The sequence below is a fragment of the Pseudomonas halotolerans genome (assembly GCF_039581215.1).
GTDB lineage: Bacteria > Pseudomonadota > Gammaproteobacteria > Pseudomonadales > Pseudomonadaceae > Aquipseudomonas > Aquipseudomonas tehranensis.
This window is the reverse complement of sequence record NZ_JBCNTJ010000002.1, coordinates 368,988-384,373: the sequence shown is the minus strand read 5'-3', so window position 1 is coordinate 384,373 and position 15,386 is coordinate 368,988. Positions and strand designations below refer to the sequence as shown.

General features: G+C 60.5%; 12 protein-coding genes. 9 read left to right on the top strand and 3 right to left on the bottom strand.

Annotated features, from left to right (window positions below; genetic code table 11):
- Positions 1–58: 58 nt before the first annotated feature.
- Together AAIS01_RS04195 and AAIS01_RS04190 are read right to left on the bottom strand one after the other, a co-directional pair.
- The gene (locus AAIS01_RS04195; RefSeq protein WP_343467927.1) at positions 59–1,342 is read right to left on the bottom strand and encodes a Zn-dependent hydrolase; all 1,284 of its coding nucleotides are present in this window, start codon (positions 1,340–1,342) and stop codon (positions 59–61) included.
- Between the two features lie 151 nt (positions 1,343–1,493).
- The gene (locus AAIS01_RS04190) at positions 1,494–2,972 is read right to left on the bottom strand and encodes an NCS1 family nucleobase:cation symporter-1 (protein WP_092398887.1); all 1,479 of its coding nucleotides are present in this window, start codon (positions 2,970–2,972) and stop codon (positions 1,494–1,496) included.
- 622 nt (positions 2,973–3,594) lie between these two features.
- On the opposite strand from AAIS01_RS04190, the gene hydA reads away from it, so the two are divergent.
- The 3 genes from hydA to preA all read left to right on the top strand — a co-directional run bounded on the left by hydA (position 3,595) and on the right by preA (position 7,854).
- Positions 3,595–5,034, top strand: a complete 1,440-nt coding sequence (gene hydA / locus AAIS01_RS04185; RefSeq protein ID WP_343467926.1) for a dihydropyrimidinase — start codon at positions 3,595–3,597, stop codon at positions 5,032–5,034.
- A gap of 177 nt (positions 5,035–5,211) precedes the next feature.
- Positions 5,212–6,579 (top strand): NAD(P)-dependent oxidoreductase, encoded by a 1,368-nt coding sequence (locus AAIS01_RS04180; RefSeq protein WP_343467925.1) that lies wholly within the window; start codon positions 5,212–5,214, stop codon positions 6,577–6,579.
- Positions 6,580–7,854: an NAD-dependent dihydropyrimidine dehydrogenase subunit PreA gene (gene preA, locus AAIS01_RS04175; protein ID WP_343467924.1), complete on the top strand. Its 1,275-nt coding sequence runs from the start codon at positions 6,580–6,582 to the stop codon at positions 7,852–7,854.
- Between the two features lie 143 nt (positions 7,855–7,997).
- On the opposite strand, the gene AAIS01_RS04170 is transcribed toward preA, so the two are convergent.
- A complete protein-coding gene (locus AAIS01_RS04170; RefSeq protein WP_092398895.1) occupies positions 7,998–8,618 on the bottom strand; it encodes a TetR/AcrR family transcriptional regulator in 621 nt (206 codons plus the stop codon).
- Between the two features lie 599 nt (positions 8,619–9,217).
- On the opposite strand from AAIS01_RS04170, the gene AAIS01_RS04165 reads away from it, so the two are divergent.
- The 6 genes from AAIS01_RS04165 to AAIS01_RS04140 all read left to right on the top strand — a co-directional run bounded on the left by AAIS01_RS04165 (position 9,218) and on the right by AAIS01_RS04140 (position 15,281).
- Positions 9,218–10,405 (top strand): OprD family porin, encoded by a 1,188-nt coding sequence (locus AAIS01_RS04165; protein WP_431191900.1) that lies wholly within the window; start codon positions 9,218–9,220, stop codon positions 10,403–10,405.
- A 190-nt stretch (positions 10,406–10,595) separates the two neighbouring features.
- Complete coding sequence (locus tag AAIS01_RS04160) at positions 10,596–11,417, top strand: NAD-dependent epimerase/dehydratase family protein (protein WP_343467923.1); 822 nt, start codon at positions 10,596–10,598, stop codon at positions 11,415–11,417.
- Positions 11,418–11,460: 43 nt separating this feature from the next.
- Positions 11,461–12,366 (top strand): SMP-30/gluconolactonase/LRE family protein, encoded by a 906-nt coding sequence (locus AAIS01_RS04155; RefSeq protein ID WP_343467922.1) that lies wholly within the window; start codon positions 11,461–11,463, stop codon positions 12,364–12,366.
- Between the two features lie 55 nt (positions 12,367–12,421).
- Positions 12,422–13,399, top strand: a complete 978-nt coding sequence (locus tag AAIS01_RS04150; RefSeq protein WP_214918572.1) for a TRAP transporter substrate-binding protein — start codon at positions 12,422–12,424, stop codon at positions 13,397–13,399.
- Positions 13,400–13,473: 74 nt separating this feature from the next.
- Positions 13,474–14,001 (top strand): TRAP transporter small permease, encoded by a 528-nt coding sequence (locus tag AAIS01_RS04145; RefSeq protein WP_343467921.1) that lies wholly within the window; start codon positions 13,474–13,476, stop codon positions 13,999–14,001.
- Entirely contained in the window at positions 14,001–15,281 is a 1,281-nt protein-coding gene (locus AAIS01_RS04140; RefSeq protein WP_092398907.1) for a TRAP transporter large permease, read from the top strand. The genes AAIS01_RS04145 and AAIS01_RS04140 overlap by 1 nt, the downstream gene beginning before the upstream one ends.
- The last annotated feature ends 105 nt before the right edge of the window (positions 15,282–15,386 follow it).

The following is a 15,386-nucleotide window of genomic DNA, read 5'->3' as shown; positions in this document are numbered from 1 at the left end:
TCCCCTGTAGGCGCTGTCGAGTGCAACGAGGCTGCGATCTTTTAATCCTCAAGCCCCTTCAAGCCGCCATGCGTCCCTCGGCAATCGCCTGTGAGGCCGCCAGCATTGCCCGCAGCAATACCGCGCAACCAGCGGCAAGATCGTCGGGGGCGGCGTTTTCGATTTCGTTGTGGCTGATGCCGCCTTCGCACGGCACGAAAATCATTCCGGCCGGCCCCAGTTCGGCGAGGAAAATGGCGTCGTGGCCGGCGCCGCTGACGATGTCCATATGCGACAGGCCCAGCCCTTGGGCCGCACCGCGCACCGCTTCGACACAGCCCTTGTCGAAGTACAGCGGCGGGAAGTCGGCGGTAGGGGTCAATTCGTATGTCAGGCCGTGTTGCTGACAGGTGTCCTCGATCACTTGCCTGACCTGGGCAATCATCGAGTCCAGACGCGCCGGCTCCAGGTGACGAAAATCCAGGGTCATACGCACTTCGCCGGGGATGACATTGCGCGAACCGGGATAAGCTTGCAGGCAGCCAACCGTGCCACAGGCGTGGGGTTGATGGCCGAGGGCGGCATGGTTGACGGCACCGACGATGATCGAGGCACCCACCAGGGCGTCCTTGCGCAGGTGCATCGGGGTCGGGCCGGCGTGGGCTTCGACGCCCCGCAAGGTCAGATCGAACCACTTCTGCCCCAATGCGCCCATCACCACGCCGATGGTCTTGCGTTCGTCCTCCAGGATCGGCCCCTGCTCGATGTGCGCCTCGAAATACGCCCCCACCGAATGCCCGCTGACCGGGCGTGGCCCGGCGTAGCCGATGGCGTTGAGCGCCTGGCCCACGGTAATACCCTCGGCGTCGGTCTTGGCCAGGGTTTCTTCGAGGGTAAACTTCTCGGCGAATACACCGGAGCCCATCATGCACGGGGCGAAGCGCGAGCCTTCTTCGTTGGTCCAGACCACCACCTCCAACGGTGCCTCGGTTTCTATTTTCAGGTCATTGAGGGTGCGCAGCACTTCCAGGCCGGACAGCACACCGAAGCATCCGTCGAACTTGCCGCCGGTAGGCTGGGTGTCGATGTGGCTGCCGGTCATCACTGGCGGCAGGTTCGGATTGCGCCCCGGGCGACGGGCGAAAATATTGCCCACCGCGTCAATGCTGACCGTGCAGCCGGCCGCCTCGGTCCATTGCACAAACAAGTCCCGGGCCCGGCGGTCCAGGTCGGTCAGGGCCAACCTGCACACCCCACCCTTGACCGTGGCACCGAGCTGCGCCAGGTCCATGAGCGACTGCCACAGGCGGTCGCGGTTGATGTGCTGTTGGGTGGACTGTAGAACGTCGACGGCTGCGTTCATGGGGATCTCCAGTTTTTTCAGGCATTTTCTCGTTGTACTTGAGGCCGCTATCGCGAGCAGGCTCGCTCCCACAGGGGATCTGCTGTGCACACAGACTTGCATTCACCCCAATCCAGTGTGGGAGCGAGCCTGCTCGCGATGGGGCCCTCCTTTACACCGCAGTTTTAGCGATGGACGGGCTCGCCCGCATACTGCACAACCCGTAATAGATCACCCCGCCCAGTGCCGAGCCGGTGAACCAGCCGTAGCTGTAGAACCAACTGAACGCGTCGCTGCCCAGGGACAGCAGCGTCAGTACCACGGGCACGCCAAAGGCGATGAAGCCGTTCCAGTTCCAGGCTGGGTAGACGTCGTCGCGGTACAGCCCGGCCAGGTCCAGTTGCTGCTTCTTGATCAGGAAATAGTCCACCACCATGATCCCGGCAATCGGCCCCAGCAGGCTCGAATAACCCAGCAGCCAGTTGGAATAGACCGACTCAAGGCTGACCTCGGAAACGATCAGACCGAGTTTTTTCAGCAATTCATGGGCCATCAATGCCAGCCCCACCAGGCCGGTCAGCATCACCGCCTTGGTTCGGCCGATCAGTTTCGGCGCCAGGTTCTGGAAGTCGTTGGTGGGCGAAACGATGTTGGCGGCGGTGTTGGTCGAGAGCGTGGCGATGATGATCAGCACCATGGCCAGGGCCACCCACAGCGGGCTCTGGATATGCCCGATCAGGGTCACCGGGTCGGAGACGGTCACGCCTACCAGTTTCGCCGAGGCCGCCGTCATGACCACGCCGAGGGCGGCGAACAGGAACATGGTCAGCGGCAGGCCGATGATCTGCCCCACGATCTGGTCTTTCTGGCTCTTGGCATAACGACTGAAGTCAGGAATGTTCAGCGACAGCGTGGCCCAGAACCCCACCATCGCGGTGAGCCCCGCCAGGAAATAACTGGTCACGCCGGCACCTTCTGGGCGCTTGGCCGGCTCCGCCATCAACTCGGTCAGGGAGACGTTGGGCAACGCCCACATCAGCAGGCCAACCCCCACCAGCACCAACAGCGGCGCGGACAGGGTTTCCAGCCATTTGATCGATTCGGCACCGCGCAGCACCACCCACAGGTTCAGGACCCAGAACACCATGAAACCAATCACTTCGCCGGTGCCACCCAGGCTCTTCCAGCCTTCGAACACCGAGCCGAGAAACAGGTGAATCGCCAACCCGCCAAACATCGTCTGGATGCCGAACCAGCCACACGCCACCAGCGCGCGGATCAGGCAGGGAACGTTGGAGCCAATGACGCCGAAGGACGAGCGCAACAACACCGGAAACGGGATGCCGTATTTGGTCCCGGCAAAGGCGTTCAGGGTCAGGGGAATCAGCACGATGATATTGGCGAACAGGATGGCCAGCAGCGCTTCGCCCACCGACAGCCCGAAATAGGCCGTGAGCACGCCGCCCAGGGTGTAGGTCGGCACACAGATCGACATGCCGACCCATAACGCGGTGATGTGCCATTTATTCCAGGTTCGCTCATGCACCTGGGTTGGCGCGATGTCATGGTTGTATCGGGGGCTGTCGAGCACGTCGCTGCCGGCTTCAAGCTCGAATAACCCATCGCGCTCGGTCACTGTTGATCTGGTCATGTCCGCTCCACTGTTTTCATTATTTTTGCTCATCGACTGGCGATGGCCGGAGTACTTGCATGTAAAGCGCGCGTTCTACCGGCGGCCCTGCCTGGCAGCGACAGCACTCAATAACTGTGCCGATTGCCGCGCCGGGTTGACCGGTTGAACGAAATAACGCTGACAACTTTTTGATCTTTAACGCTTTAATTTAATTTCATTGTTCACTCGCACTGCGTGCCAGTGCCCATGAGGCTAGATGACCTGCACGTTCTGTCGAGCCCGAGATTCAAAGTGGTGCACCTCACAATATTGCGAAGCGTCTAAACCGCACTTTCACGTCTTTCAAGCTGCTGATTTAGCATGATAAATCTCGTTCAAATAATGAACCTGTCAAGTGCGTCAAAATGGTGAGGCAGCTCACCATTTTGGTGATTCATGGATTTAATTGATATTTTTCAATGAGTTATATATTCAAACAGCCTATTAAAAATAATCTTGCCGATTCGTTAAACTCCAGCTAGCTTCTAATCCTGACAACTGTGACAGGATTAAAACTCTGCACGACTTCATCACCTTCCCATCATGATCTATACAACATAAAGAACCGGCATCAGTCGGTCATGCCTGCGAGGAACTCGGAATGTCTTTGTTGATCCGTGGCGCCACCGTAATAACCCATGATGAACGTTATCGCGCCGATGTGTTGTGTGCCGAGGGTGTGATCAAGGCCATTGGTGAAAACCTGGATGCGCCCGCCGATGCCGAGGTGCTCGACGGCAGCGGCCAATACCTGATGCCGGGCGGCATCGACCCGCATACCCACATGCAGTTGCCGTTCATGGGCACCGTCGCCAGCGAAGACTTTTTCAGTGGCACGGCGGCAGGCCTGGCGGGTGGCACGACATCGATCATCGACTTTGTCATTCCCAATCCCCAGCAGTCGCTGATGGAGGCCTTCCACCAGTGGCGCGGCTGGGCGGAAAAAAGCGCCAGTGACTACGGTTTTCACGTGGCGATCACCTGGTGGAGTGAACAGGTTCGTGAAGAGATGGCCGAGCTGGTCAGCCAGCACGGGGTCAACAGCTTCAAGCACTTCATGGCCTACAAGAACGCGATCATGGCGGCCGACGACACCTTGGTGGCGAGCTTCGAGCGGTGCCTGGAACTGGGCGCCGTGCCCACGGTGCATGCCGAGAACGGCGAGCTGGTTGATCACCTGCAGCGCAAGTTGCTGGCCCAGGGCATTACCGGTCCCGAAGCCCATCCGCTGTCGCGGCCATCGCAAGTGGAAGGTGAAGCCGCGAGCCGGGCCATCCGCATAGCCCAAACCCTGGGCACGCCGCTGTACCTGGTGCATGTGTCGACCAAGGAAGCCCTGGATGAAATCACCTATGCCCGCAGCCAGGGCCAGCCGGTTTACGGTGAAGTACTGGCCGGGCATCTGCTGCTGGACGATAGCGTTTATCGCCACCCCGACTGGCAGACCGCCGCCGGTTACGTGATGAGCCCGCCCTTCCGCCCTCGCGGGCATCAGGAGGCGCTCTGGCATGGCTTGCAGTCAGGCAACCTGCACACCACCGCCACCGACCATTGCTGCTTCTGCGCCGAGCAGAAAGCCGCCGGCCGCGAAGACTTCAGCAAAATCCCCAATGGCACCGCCGGTATCGAAGACCGCATGGCGGTGCTCTGGGATGAAGGGGTCAACAGCGGCAAATTGTCGATGCATGATTTCGTCGCCCTCACCTCCACCAACACCGCGAAGATCTTCAACCTTTACCCGCGCAAAGGGGCCATTCGCGTCGGTGCCGACGCCGACCTGGTGCTCTGGGACCCGCAAGGCAGCCGCACGATTTCGGCCAAGACTCACCATCAGCAGGTGGACTTCAACATCTTCGAAGGCAAGACCGTACGCGGCGTGCCCAGCCACACCATCAGCCAGGGCCGACTGGTCTGGGTCGATGGCGACCTGCGGGCCGAACGCGGAGCGGGACGCTACATCGAACGACCGGCTTACCCGGCGGTGTTCGATTTGTTGAGCAAGCGGGCTGAATTGCACCGGCCGGTTGCAGTGAAACGCTGATAACGGCCTACGGCCTATCGCGAGCAGGCTCGCTCCCACACTGGATTTTGAATGGATACAAAATCTGTGTGCACCGCAGATCCCTGTGGGAGCGAGCCTGCTCGCGATGAGGCCAGTCCGGACACCAAAAACACTGCCCACCAGAGGCAGCACCTCAAACACCGTGAGGCCCATTCCATGATCCAGCCCTTGAGTCACCTCCCCCATTCCCAGGAAGACCCGACCACCCTCGCCGCGCGCTTCAGCGACCTGGCGCCGCCGCTCAACGCGCGCCAGGCCCACCTGGAAGCCTCCCGCTGCCTGTACTGCTACGACGCGCCGTGCGTGGCCGCCTGTCCGAGCGAGATCGACATCCCTTCGTTTATTCGCAACATCCATCAGGACAACGTTCAGGGCGCCGCGCAAAAGATTCTCTCGGCCAATATCCTCGGCGGCAGTTGTGCCCGGGTCTGCCCCACGGAGATCCTTTGCCAGCAAGCCTGTGTGCGCAACAACGCCCACGAATGCGCACCGGTACTGATCGGCCTGTTGCAACGCTACGCCGTGGACAACGCCCACTTCAGCGAGCACCCTTTCAAACGCGCCGCCGCCACCGGCAAGCGCATTGCCGTGGTCGGCGCGGGGCCTGCCGGGTTGTCCTGTGCTCACCGCAGCGCGATGCACGGCCATGACGTGGTGGTGTTCGAAGCCCGGGAAAAGGCTGGCGGCCTCAACGAATACGGAATCGCCAAATACAAGCTGGTGGACGATTATGCCCAGCGCGAGTTGGACTTTCTGCTGGACATCGGCGGCATCGAAATCCGCCACGGCCAGAAGCTTGGCGAAAACCTCAGCTTGAGCGATTTGCACCAGCAATTCGACGCTGTGTTCCTCGGCCTTGGCCTGGCCGCCAGCAAACAACTGGGCCTGAGCGATGAACAAGCACCGGGGCTGCTGGCCGCCACCGAGTACATCCGCGAGTTGCGTCAGGCCGACGACCTCAGCCAATTGCCGCTGGCCGACCGCTGCATCGTTCTCGGCGCCGGCAACACCGCCATCGACATGGCCGTGCAGATGGCCCGTCTCGGCGCCCGGGACGTCAGCCTGGTGTACCGGCGCGGGCTTGAGGACATGGGCGCCACCGCCCATGAACAAGACATCGCCAAAGCCAATCAGGTGCGTCTGCTGACCTGGGCCCAACCGCAACAAGTGCTGCTGGACGAGGCCGGGAATGTGCGGGGCATGCGTTTCTCCCGCACCCACCTGGAGAACGGTCGGTTGGTCATCGGCACCGACACCTTCGAGCTGCCCGCCGACGGAATTTTCAAAGCCATCGGCCAGGCCTTCGATGACCACGCACTGGCGGACCCGCTGGCCCGGGAACTCAAGCGCCAGGATGGACGAATCCTGGTGGATGAACATTTGCGTACCAGTATTGCCGGCGTGTATGCCGGCGGTGACTGCACCAGTCTGGACCAAGACCTGACGGTGCAGGCGGTGCAGCACGGCAAGCTCGCCGCCGAGGCGATCAACGCTCAACTCATGCTCAACGTGGAGGCTGCGTAAATGGCCGATCTGTCGATTGTCTTCGCCGGCATCAAAGCCCCCAATCCGTTCTGGCTGGCCTCCGCGCCGCCGACCGACAAAGCCTACAACGTGGTCCGCGCCTTCGAGGCCGGTTGGGGTGGCGTGGTCTGGAAAACCCTGGGAGAGGACCCGGCGGCCGTGAACGTGTCGTCGCGTTACTCCGCCCACTTCGGCGCCAATCGCGAGGTGCTGGGCATCAATAACATTGAGCTGATCACCGACCGTTCGCTGGAGATCAACCTGCGGGAAATCACCCAGGTGAAAAAGGACTGGCCGGACCGGGCGCTGATCGTGTCGTTGATGGTGCCGTGCGTGGAAGAGTCCTGGAAACGCATCCTGCCCCTGGTGGAGGCCACGGGTGCCGATGGGATCGAGCTGAACTTCGGCTGCCCCCACGGCATGCCGGAACGCGGCATGGGCGCGGCCGTCGGCCAGGTGCCGGAGTACGTCGAGCAAGTCACGCGCTGGTGCAAGACCTATTGCTCGCTGCCGGTGATCGTCAAGCTCACGCCGAACATCACCGACATCCGCGTCGCCGCCCGGGCGGCCCATCGGGGCGGCGCCGATGCGGTGTCGTTGATCAACACCATCAACTCCATCACCAGTGTCGACCTGGACCGCATGGTCGCCCTGCCCATCGTCGGCAGTCAGAGCACCCACGGCGGTTATTGCGGCTCGGCGGTCAAGCCGATCGCCCTGAACATGGTCGCCGAAATCGCTCGCGATCCGCAGACCCAGGGCTTGCCGATTTGCGGCATCGGCGGCATCGGCAGTTGGCGCGACGCGGCGGAATTCATCGCCCTGGGCAGTGGCGCCGTGCAAGTGTGCACGGCGGCGATGCTCCACGGTTTTCGGATTGTCGAAGAGATGAAGGACGGCCTGTCACGCTGGATGGACGAGCACGGCCACGCCAACCTGCAGGCATTTTCCGGTCGCGCGGTGAGTAACACCACCGACTGGAAGTACCTGGACATCAACTATCAGGTCATCGCGAAGATCGACCAAGAGGCCTGCATCGGTTGCGGTCGTTGCCACATCGCCTGTGAAGACACCTCCCACCAGGCCATCGCCAGCCTCAAGCAAGCGGACGGGACGCGCAAATATGAAGTGATCGATGAAGAGTGCGTGGGCTGCAACCTGTGCCAGATCACCTGCCCGGTGCAGGACTGCATCGAGATGGTGACGGTGGAAACGGGCAAGCCGTTTTTGGACTGGAACCATGATCCGCGTAATCCTTACCATGTAGCGGTCTGAGGACTGAGGTGTCTGGACTGACGCCATCGCGAGCAAGCTCGCTCCCACAGTGGATCGTGTCGTACACAAATGTTGTGTACACCAGAGATCCAGTGTGGGAGCGAGCTTGCTCGCGATGAGGCCATCAGTTTCGCCACAAAACCTCAGGGCTCCAACCCAATCCCCCGCAAAATCACACTGGTCACCGTCTGCACCGCCCGCTCGAACTGCATGTCGGACAGGGGCTGGTGATCATTGAGGATGTTGATCTGGTGGTCGAAGTCGGCGTAGTGCTGGGTCGAGGCCCAGATCATGTAGAGCAGGCTTGAGGGCTCTACGGGGAGGATGCGCTTGTCCTCCACCCACTGGCGGATCTTCGCTTCCTTCATCTTCGCCCAGTCGTAGAGACTGGCATCCAGCGCCTGCCCCAGGGTCGGAGCGCCGTGAATCACTTCGTTAGCCCAGACCTTCGAGCCGTAGGGCCGACTGCGGGAGTGGTTCATCTTGGCGCGGATGTAACTGCTGAGCACCACCCGTGGATCATCGAACATCTCGAAGCACAAGGCATCCTGCTTCCAGACCTCCAGCAGGTCGAACAGCACGGCACTGTACAGCTCGCTCTTGGTGCTGAAGTAATAATGCAGGTTGGATCGGGGCAGTTGCACCTCGGCGGCGATGTCGGCCATGGCGGTGCCGCCGAAGCCCTTTTCGGCAAAGACCTTCTCGGCGGCCAGCAGGATTTTCTCGACGTTACTGCGACGAATCTCGATCTTGTGATTGCCCATGAGGGCTCCCTGGCGACAGCGTTGGTCAAGACTAGCATTCACCCACTTTTGAAAACACCGGCGCCGCTTGTGGGAAAGCTTTTGTGGCGAGGGAGCTTGCTCCCGCTGGGTGGCGAAGCCGCCCCAAGATTTTGTGCTGAAACAAAGAACCTGGGCCTGCTTCGCAGTCCAGCGGGAGCAAGCTCCCTCGCCACAAGAACTCCGTTAAGCCTTCCAATCGCCAGCATTCGACTAATGTCTTAGACCAGTCATCGCACAACCAAGAGCAGGCGCAGCTATTCTGAGCCCCTTGGATTGAGGGGGCCGAAGCTTCCCGGACCGCCCTCATCGCCCCTGAAACCAACGTAACGCCTCATCTTCAAGCGCAAGGACAGTGACAATTCCAATAATGGCCAGTTGACAAGGAGGAACGACGCCCAAATAATCCGCCTCATGTTGTACGACGACGTATGACAAATAAAAACAACAAAAAAGTAGGGAGCGTCATAGTGAGCACACCTGTCCGTTTTTCACCCGGTCACCCAACCCGTCGTACCCTTTTCAACGCCCGGCATGCCCTGGGGCTGATCAGTTGCAGCAGCCTTGCCCTGTTCTTGCCAATGGCCGCCAGCGCCGAAGGTTTCGTCGAAGACGCCAAGGTCAATCTCAACCTGCGCAACTTCTACATCAACCGCAACTTCACCAACCCGGATAACGCGCAAGGCAAAGCCGAGGAATGGACCCAGAGTTTCATTCTCGACGCCAAGTCCGGGTTTACCCAGGGCACGGTGGGTTTCGGCATGGACGTGCTGGGCATGTACTCGGTCAAGCTCGACGGCGGTCGTGGCACTGCCAATACCGGCTTGCTGCCGGTGCATGATGATGGTCGTCCGGCCGATGACTTCGGTCGCCTGGGCGTCGCGCTCAAGGCCAAGGTGTCGAAAACCGAACTGAAAGTCGGCGAATGGATGCCGGTGCTGCCGATCCTGCGCTCTGACGACGGCCGCTCCCTGCCGCAGACCTTCCGCGGCGGTCAGGTCACCTCCACCGAGATCAACGGCTTGAGCCTCTACGGCGGCCAGTTCCGCGCCAACAGCATGCGCAACGACGCGAGCATGGAAGACATGTCCATGAACGGTCGTGGTGCGTTCCTCTCCGATCGCTTCAACTTCGGCGGCGGCGAATACGCCTTCAACGACAAGCGCACCCAGGTCGGCGTCTGGTACGCGGAACTGTCGGACATCTACCAGCAAAAATATTTCAACCTGACCCACAGCCAGCCCATCGGTGACTGGACCCTGGGCGCCAACCTAGGCTACTTCATCGGCAAGGAAGAAGGCAGTGCCCTGGCGGGCGACCTGGACAACAAAACCGCCTTCGCCATGCTCTCGGCCAAATACGGTGGCAACACCTTCTACGTCGGCCTGCAAAAACTCAGCGGCGACGATGGCTGGATGCGCGTCAACGGCACCAGCGGCGGCACCCTGGCCAACGACAGCTACAACTCCAGCTACGACAACGCCCAGGAAAAATCCTGGCAAGTGCGCCACGACTTCAACTTCGCCGCCGTCGGTGTGCCGGGCCTGACCCTGATGAACCGCTACATCAGCGGTGACAACGTACACACCGGCACCATCACCGACGGCAAGGAATGGGGCCGCGAAAGCGAACTGGCCTACACCGTACAGAGCGGTGCGTTGAAGAGCCTTAACGTGAAATGGCGGAACTCGACGATGCGCCGGGACTTCAGCACCACTGAGTTCGACGAAAACCGCTTGATCGTCAGCTACCCGATCTCGCTGCTTTAAGCCGGGATCCGTCGCCATGGTCGCTGTTCAAAAAGGCCATGGCGACGCGACAGCCAAAGGCAGGGACGCCGTGGTAGAGCGATTCGTCGATCAAACGTTGACAAGGTAGCGGTAGGATAAGGATATTCCCTCTAGGTCGTACGACAACTTATAACAACTGATACCTCTCACCGTTTGCTCAGGTAATTTCATGACTACGACACACATTCGCCAGCCCTTCAATCGTCTACTGCTGACCGGCGCCGCCGGCGGCCTGGGCAAAGTCTTGCGCGAACGCCTCAAGCCTTTCGCCCGCCACATTCGCCTGTCGGACATCGCCAACATGGCCCCGGCCATTGATGAAAGTGAAGAAGTGGTGCCATGCGACCTGTCTGATAAACACGCGGTGCATCAGTTGGTGGAAGGCGTCGATGCCATTTTGCATTTCGGCGGTGTTTCGGTAGAGCGCCCGTTCGAAGAAATCCTCGGCGCCAACATCAGCGGCGTGTTCCACATCTATGAAGCCGCCCGCAAGCATGGCGTCAAGCGCGTGATCTTCGCCAGTTCCAACCACGTCATCGGTTTCTACAAGCAGGACGAAACCCTCGACGCCCTTTCCCCTCGCCGTCCGGATGGCTACTACGGCTTATCCAAGTCCTACGGCGAAGACATGGCCAGTTTCTACTTCGATCGCTACGGCATCGAAACCGTGAGCATCCGCATCGGCTCGTCGTTCCCCGAACCGCAAAACCGCCGAATGATGAGCACCTGGCTGAGCTTCGACGACCTCACTCAACTGATCGAATGCTCGCTCTATACCCCGAAAGTCGGCCACACCGTGGTGTATGGCATGTCCGCCAACCGCGACGTCTGGTGGGACAACAGCCAGGCCGCGCACCTGGGCTACCAGCCCAAGGACAGCTCCGAAGTCTTCCGCGCCAAGGTCGAAGCACAACCGATGCCGGCCGCCGATGACCCGGCCAGGGTCTACCAGGGCGGCGCCTTTGTCGCAGCCGGCCCGTTCGACAACTGATTGGCCTGTTTTTCATGGGATACGAACGAACCAAGGAATCACCATGCAAGCCGAATTGATTGTCGATGCACGCAACGCTGTCGGTGAGAGCCCGGTCTGGGTCCCCGAGGAAAACGCTCTGTACTGGGTAGACATTCCCAGCGGTGGCCTGCAGTGCTGGAACGCCGGGACCGGGCAACTCAAGGGCTGGGAAACGCCCGAGATGCTTGCCTGCATTGCCCGTCACCAGGACGGAGGCTGGATCGCCGGCATGGAGAGCGGTTTCTTTCGCCTGCACCCCTTTGATGACGGCAGCCTGGACAGCGAACTGTGCGCCAGTGTCGAGCACGATCGCAGCGACATGCGCCTCAATGATGGCCGCTGCGACCGCCAAGGCCGCTTCTGGGCCGGCAGCATGGTGCTGAACATGGGTGCCAATGCCGACGTCGGCCGGATGTACCGCTTCGATGGCGGGCAGCGCAGCCCGGTCGCGGCGCAACTGGGCGGGTTCATCGTGCCCAACGGCCTGGGCTTCAGCCCGGACGGGCGCACGATGTACCTCTCTGACTCACATCCGCTGGTCCAGCAGATCTGGGCTTTCGACTACGACATCGACAGCGGCACGCCCTCCAACCGGCGGCTGTTCGTCGACATGATGCCCTTGGCCGGACGCCCGGACGGCGCGGCGGTGGACGCTGAAGGTTGCTATTGGATCTGCGCCAACGACGCCGGCCTCATCCATCGCTTCACCCCGGATGGCCGACTGGACCGCTCTTTGGCGGTGCCGGTGAAGAAACCGACGATGTGCGCCTTTGGCGGCAGCCGTCTGGACACCCTGTTCGTCACCTCGATCCGCCCTGGCGACGACACCGATCCGCAATCGCTGGCCGGAGGCGTGTTTGCCCTCAACCCTGGCGTCAAGGGCCTTGCTGAAACGGCTTTCGGAGGACCGAAACACGCCGCCAACTGATCTGCACCACCGCTTCATTCGATAGACATAAAAACAACAACACTGGAGATTGACCATGAATTTCAAACGTACGCTTCTGATCGCCGCCCTCCCCCTGGCCTTCCTTGCGCAAGCGGCACAGGCGCTTGAGATCAAGTTTGCCGATATCCATCCCGATGGCTATCCAACCGTGGAAGCGGAAAAAATCCTCGGCAAGACGCTCGTCGAGGAGAGCAAAGGCGATAAAGACCCGTTCACCTTCAAAATGTACTCCGGCGGCGTGTTGGGCTCGGAGAAAGAAGTGGTCGAGCAGCTTCAGGTCGGTGCCGTACAGATGGCCCGCGTCAGCCTGGGTATCGTTGGCCCGGTGGTGCCGGACGTGAACGTGTTCAACATGCCCTTCGTGTTCCGTGATCAGGCGCACATGCGCAAAATCATCGACGGTGAAATCGGCCAGGAAATCCTCGACAAGATCACCAACTCCGAATTCAACCTGGTGGCCCTGGCCTGGATGGACGGCGGCACCCGTAACCTCTACACCAAGAAGCCGGTGCACAAGCCTGAAGACATGAAGGGCATGAAGATTCGCGTGATGGGCAACCCGATGTTCATCGAGACCCTCAACGCCATGGGCGGTAACGGAATTGCGATGGATACCGGTGAAATCTTCAGTGCGCTGCAGACCGGTGTGATCGACGGCGCGGAAAACAACCCGCCGACCATGCTTGAGCACAACCACTACCAGAACGCCAAGTACTACAGCCTGACCGGTCACCTGATCCTGCCGGAGCCAGTGGTGATGTCCAAGTTCACCTGGGAAAAACTCACCCCCGAGCAGCAGGCCCTGGTGAAAAAAGCCGCCAAGCAGTCCCAACTGGATGAGCGCGAATTGTGGGACAAGAAGACCCTCGCCAGTGAAGAGAAACTCAAAGCTGCCGGCGTTGAGTTCATTACGGTCGACAAGAAGCCCTTCTATGACGCCACCGCGCCGATCCGGGCCAAATACGGTGCGCCGTACGCCGAACTGATCAAGCGTATCGAAGCCGTTCAGTAACACCTCTCAATCTGTACTTGAAAAGGCCAGGCGCGCCCGATTTCACGGGGCGTGCCCGGTTACGGTGGAACCCGATGAAGAATCTGCTGCTGCGCATCAACGATAAGATTTACATGACTTGCATCTGGGTCGCCGGCCTCTCTGTCCTGGCAATTGCTCTGATGATTCCCTGGGGCGTATTCGCCCGCTACGTGCTGGGCACTGGCTCAAGCTGGCCTGAGCCCACGGCAATTTTGCTGATGATCGTGTTCACGTTCATCGGCGCCGCCGCCAGCTACCGCGCCGGTGCGCACATGGCCGTGGACATGCTCACCAACCGCTTGCCCCCTCACTTGAAAACCGCGGCCTCGGTGTTTTCCCAGTTGCTGATGGCGGTAATCTGCATCTTCATGATCAGCGGCGGCACCAAACTCTGCATATCCACCTGGAATCAATACATGAGCGCCCTGCCCACGCTGCGGGTCGGCATCACGTACATGCCCATACCGGTCGGTGGTTTTCTGACCCTGATTTTTGTCCTGGAAAAACTCTTGCTCGGTGATCAGAGCAAGCGTCGGGTCGTGCAGTTCGACCTGGTCGAAGAAAGTGAAGGTGCCGCTTAATGGACGCTCTGATTCTGCTGGGCAGTTTTTTCCTGTTGATCCTGATCGGCATGCCGGTCGCCTACGCCCTGGGCGCCGCTGCGCTGATCGGCGCGTGGTGGATCGACATCCCGTTTCAGGCCGTGATGATCCAGGTCGCGGGCGGGGTGAATAAATTCTCGTTGCTGGCCATTCCGTTCTTCGTCCTGGCCGGTGCAATCATGGCCGAGGGCGGTATGTCTCGCCGGCTGGTGGCCTTCGCCGGGGTGCTGGTGGGTTTCGTGCGCGGCGGTCTGTCACTGGTCAACCTCATGGCCTCGACGTTCTTCGGTGCCATTTCCGGTTCCTCGGTGGCCGACACCGCCTCGGTGGGTTCGGTACTGATCCCGGAGATGGAACGTCGCGGCTACCCGCGGGAGTTCTCCACCGCAGTGACGGTCAGTGGTTCGGTACAAGCCCTGCTGACCCCGCCCAGCCATAACGCGGTGCTGTACTCCCTGGCGGCCGGCGGTACGGTTTCCATCGGTGCACTGTTCATGGCCGGCATCGTGCCGGGCCTGCTGATGAACGCCTGCCTGATGGTGCTGTGCCTGATCTTCGCGAAGAAGCGCAACTATCCCAAGGGCGAAGTGATTCCCCTCAAGCAGGCGCTGAAAATCTGCCGGGAAGCCATGTGGGGCATGATGACCATGTTCATCATCCTTGGCGGCATCCTCTCGGGTGTTTTCACCGCCACCGAATCGGCCGCCATCGCGGTGCTCTGGGCATTCTTCGTGACCATGTGCATCTACCGCGATTACAAGTGGAGCGAGTTGCCGAAACTGATGCATCGCACGGTGCGTACCATCTCCATCGTGATGATCCTGATCGGCTTCGCCGCCAGCTTCGGCTACATCATGACGCTGATGCAGATCCCGGCGAAGATCACCACCCTGTTCCTGACGATCTCCGACAACCGCTACGTGATCCTGATGTGCATCAACGCGATGCTGCTGGTCCTGGGTACGGTGATGGACATGGCGCCGCTGATCCTGATCCTGACACCGATCCTGATGCCGGTGATCATGGGTATCGGCGTGGACCCGGTGCAGTTCGGCATGATCATGCTGGTGAACCTGGGGATCGGGCTGATCACGCCACCGGTGGGCGCGGTGTTGTTCGTCGGCGCCGCCATTGGCAAGGTCAGCATCGAAAGCACCGTCAAGGCCCTGCTGCCGTTCTACGGCGTGCTGTTCCTGGTGTTGCTGGCCGTGACCTACATTCCGGCGATCTCGCTGTGGTTGCCGCGTCTGGTGTTGTAAGAAACAACGACAATCCCCTAGTGGGAGCAAGGCTTGCCCGCGATGAAGATGACGCAGTCTCCCAGGAAACCAAGGAGCCTGCATCGCGAGCAAGCTTTGCTCCCA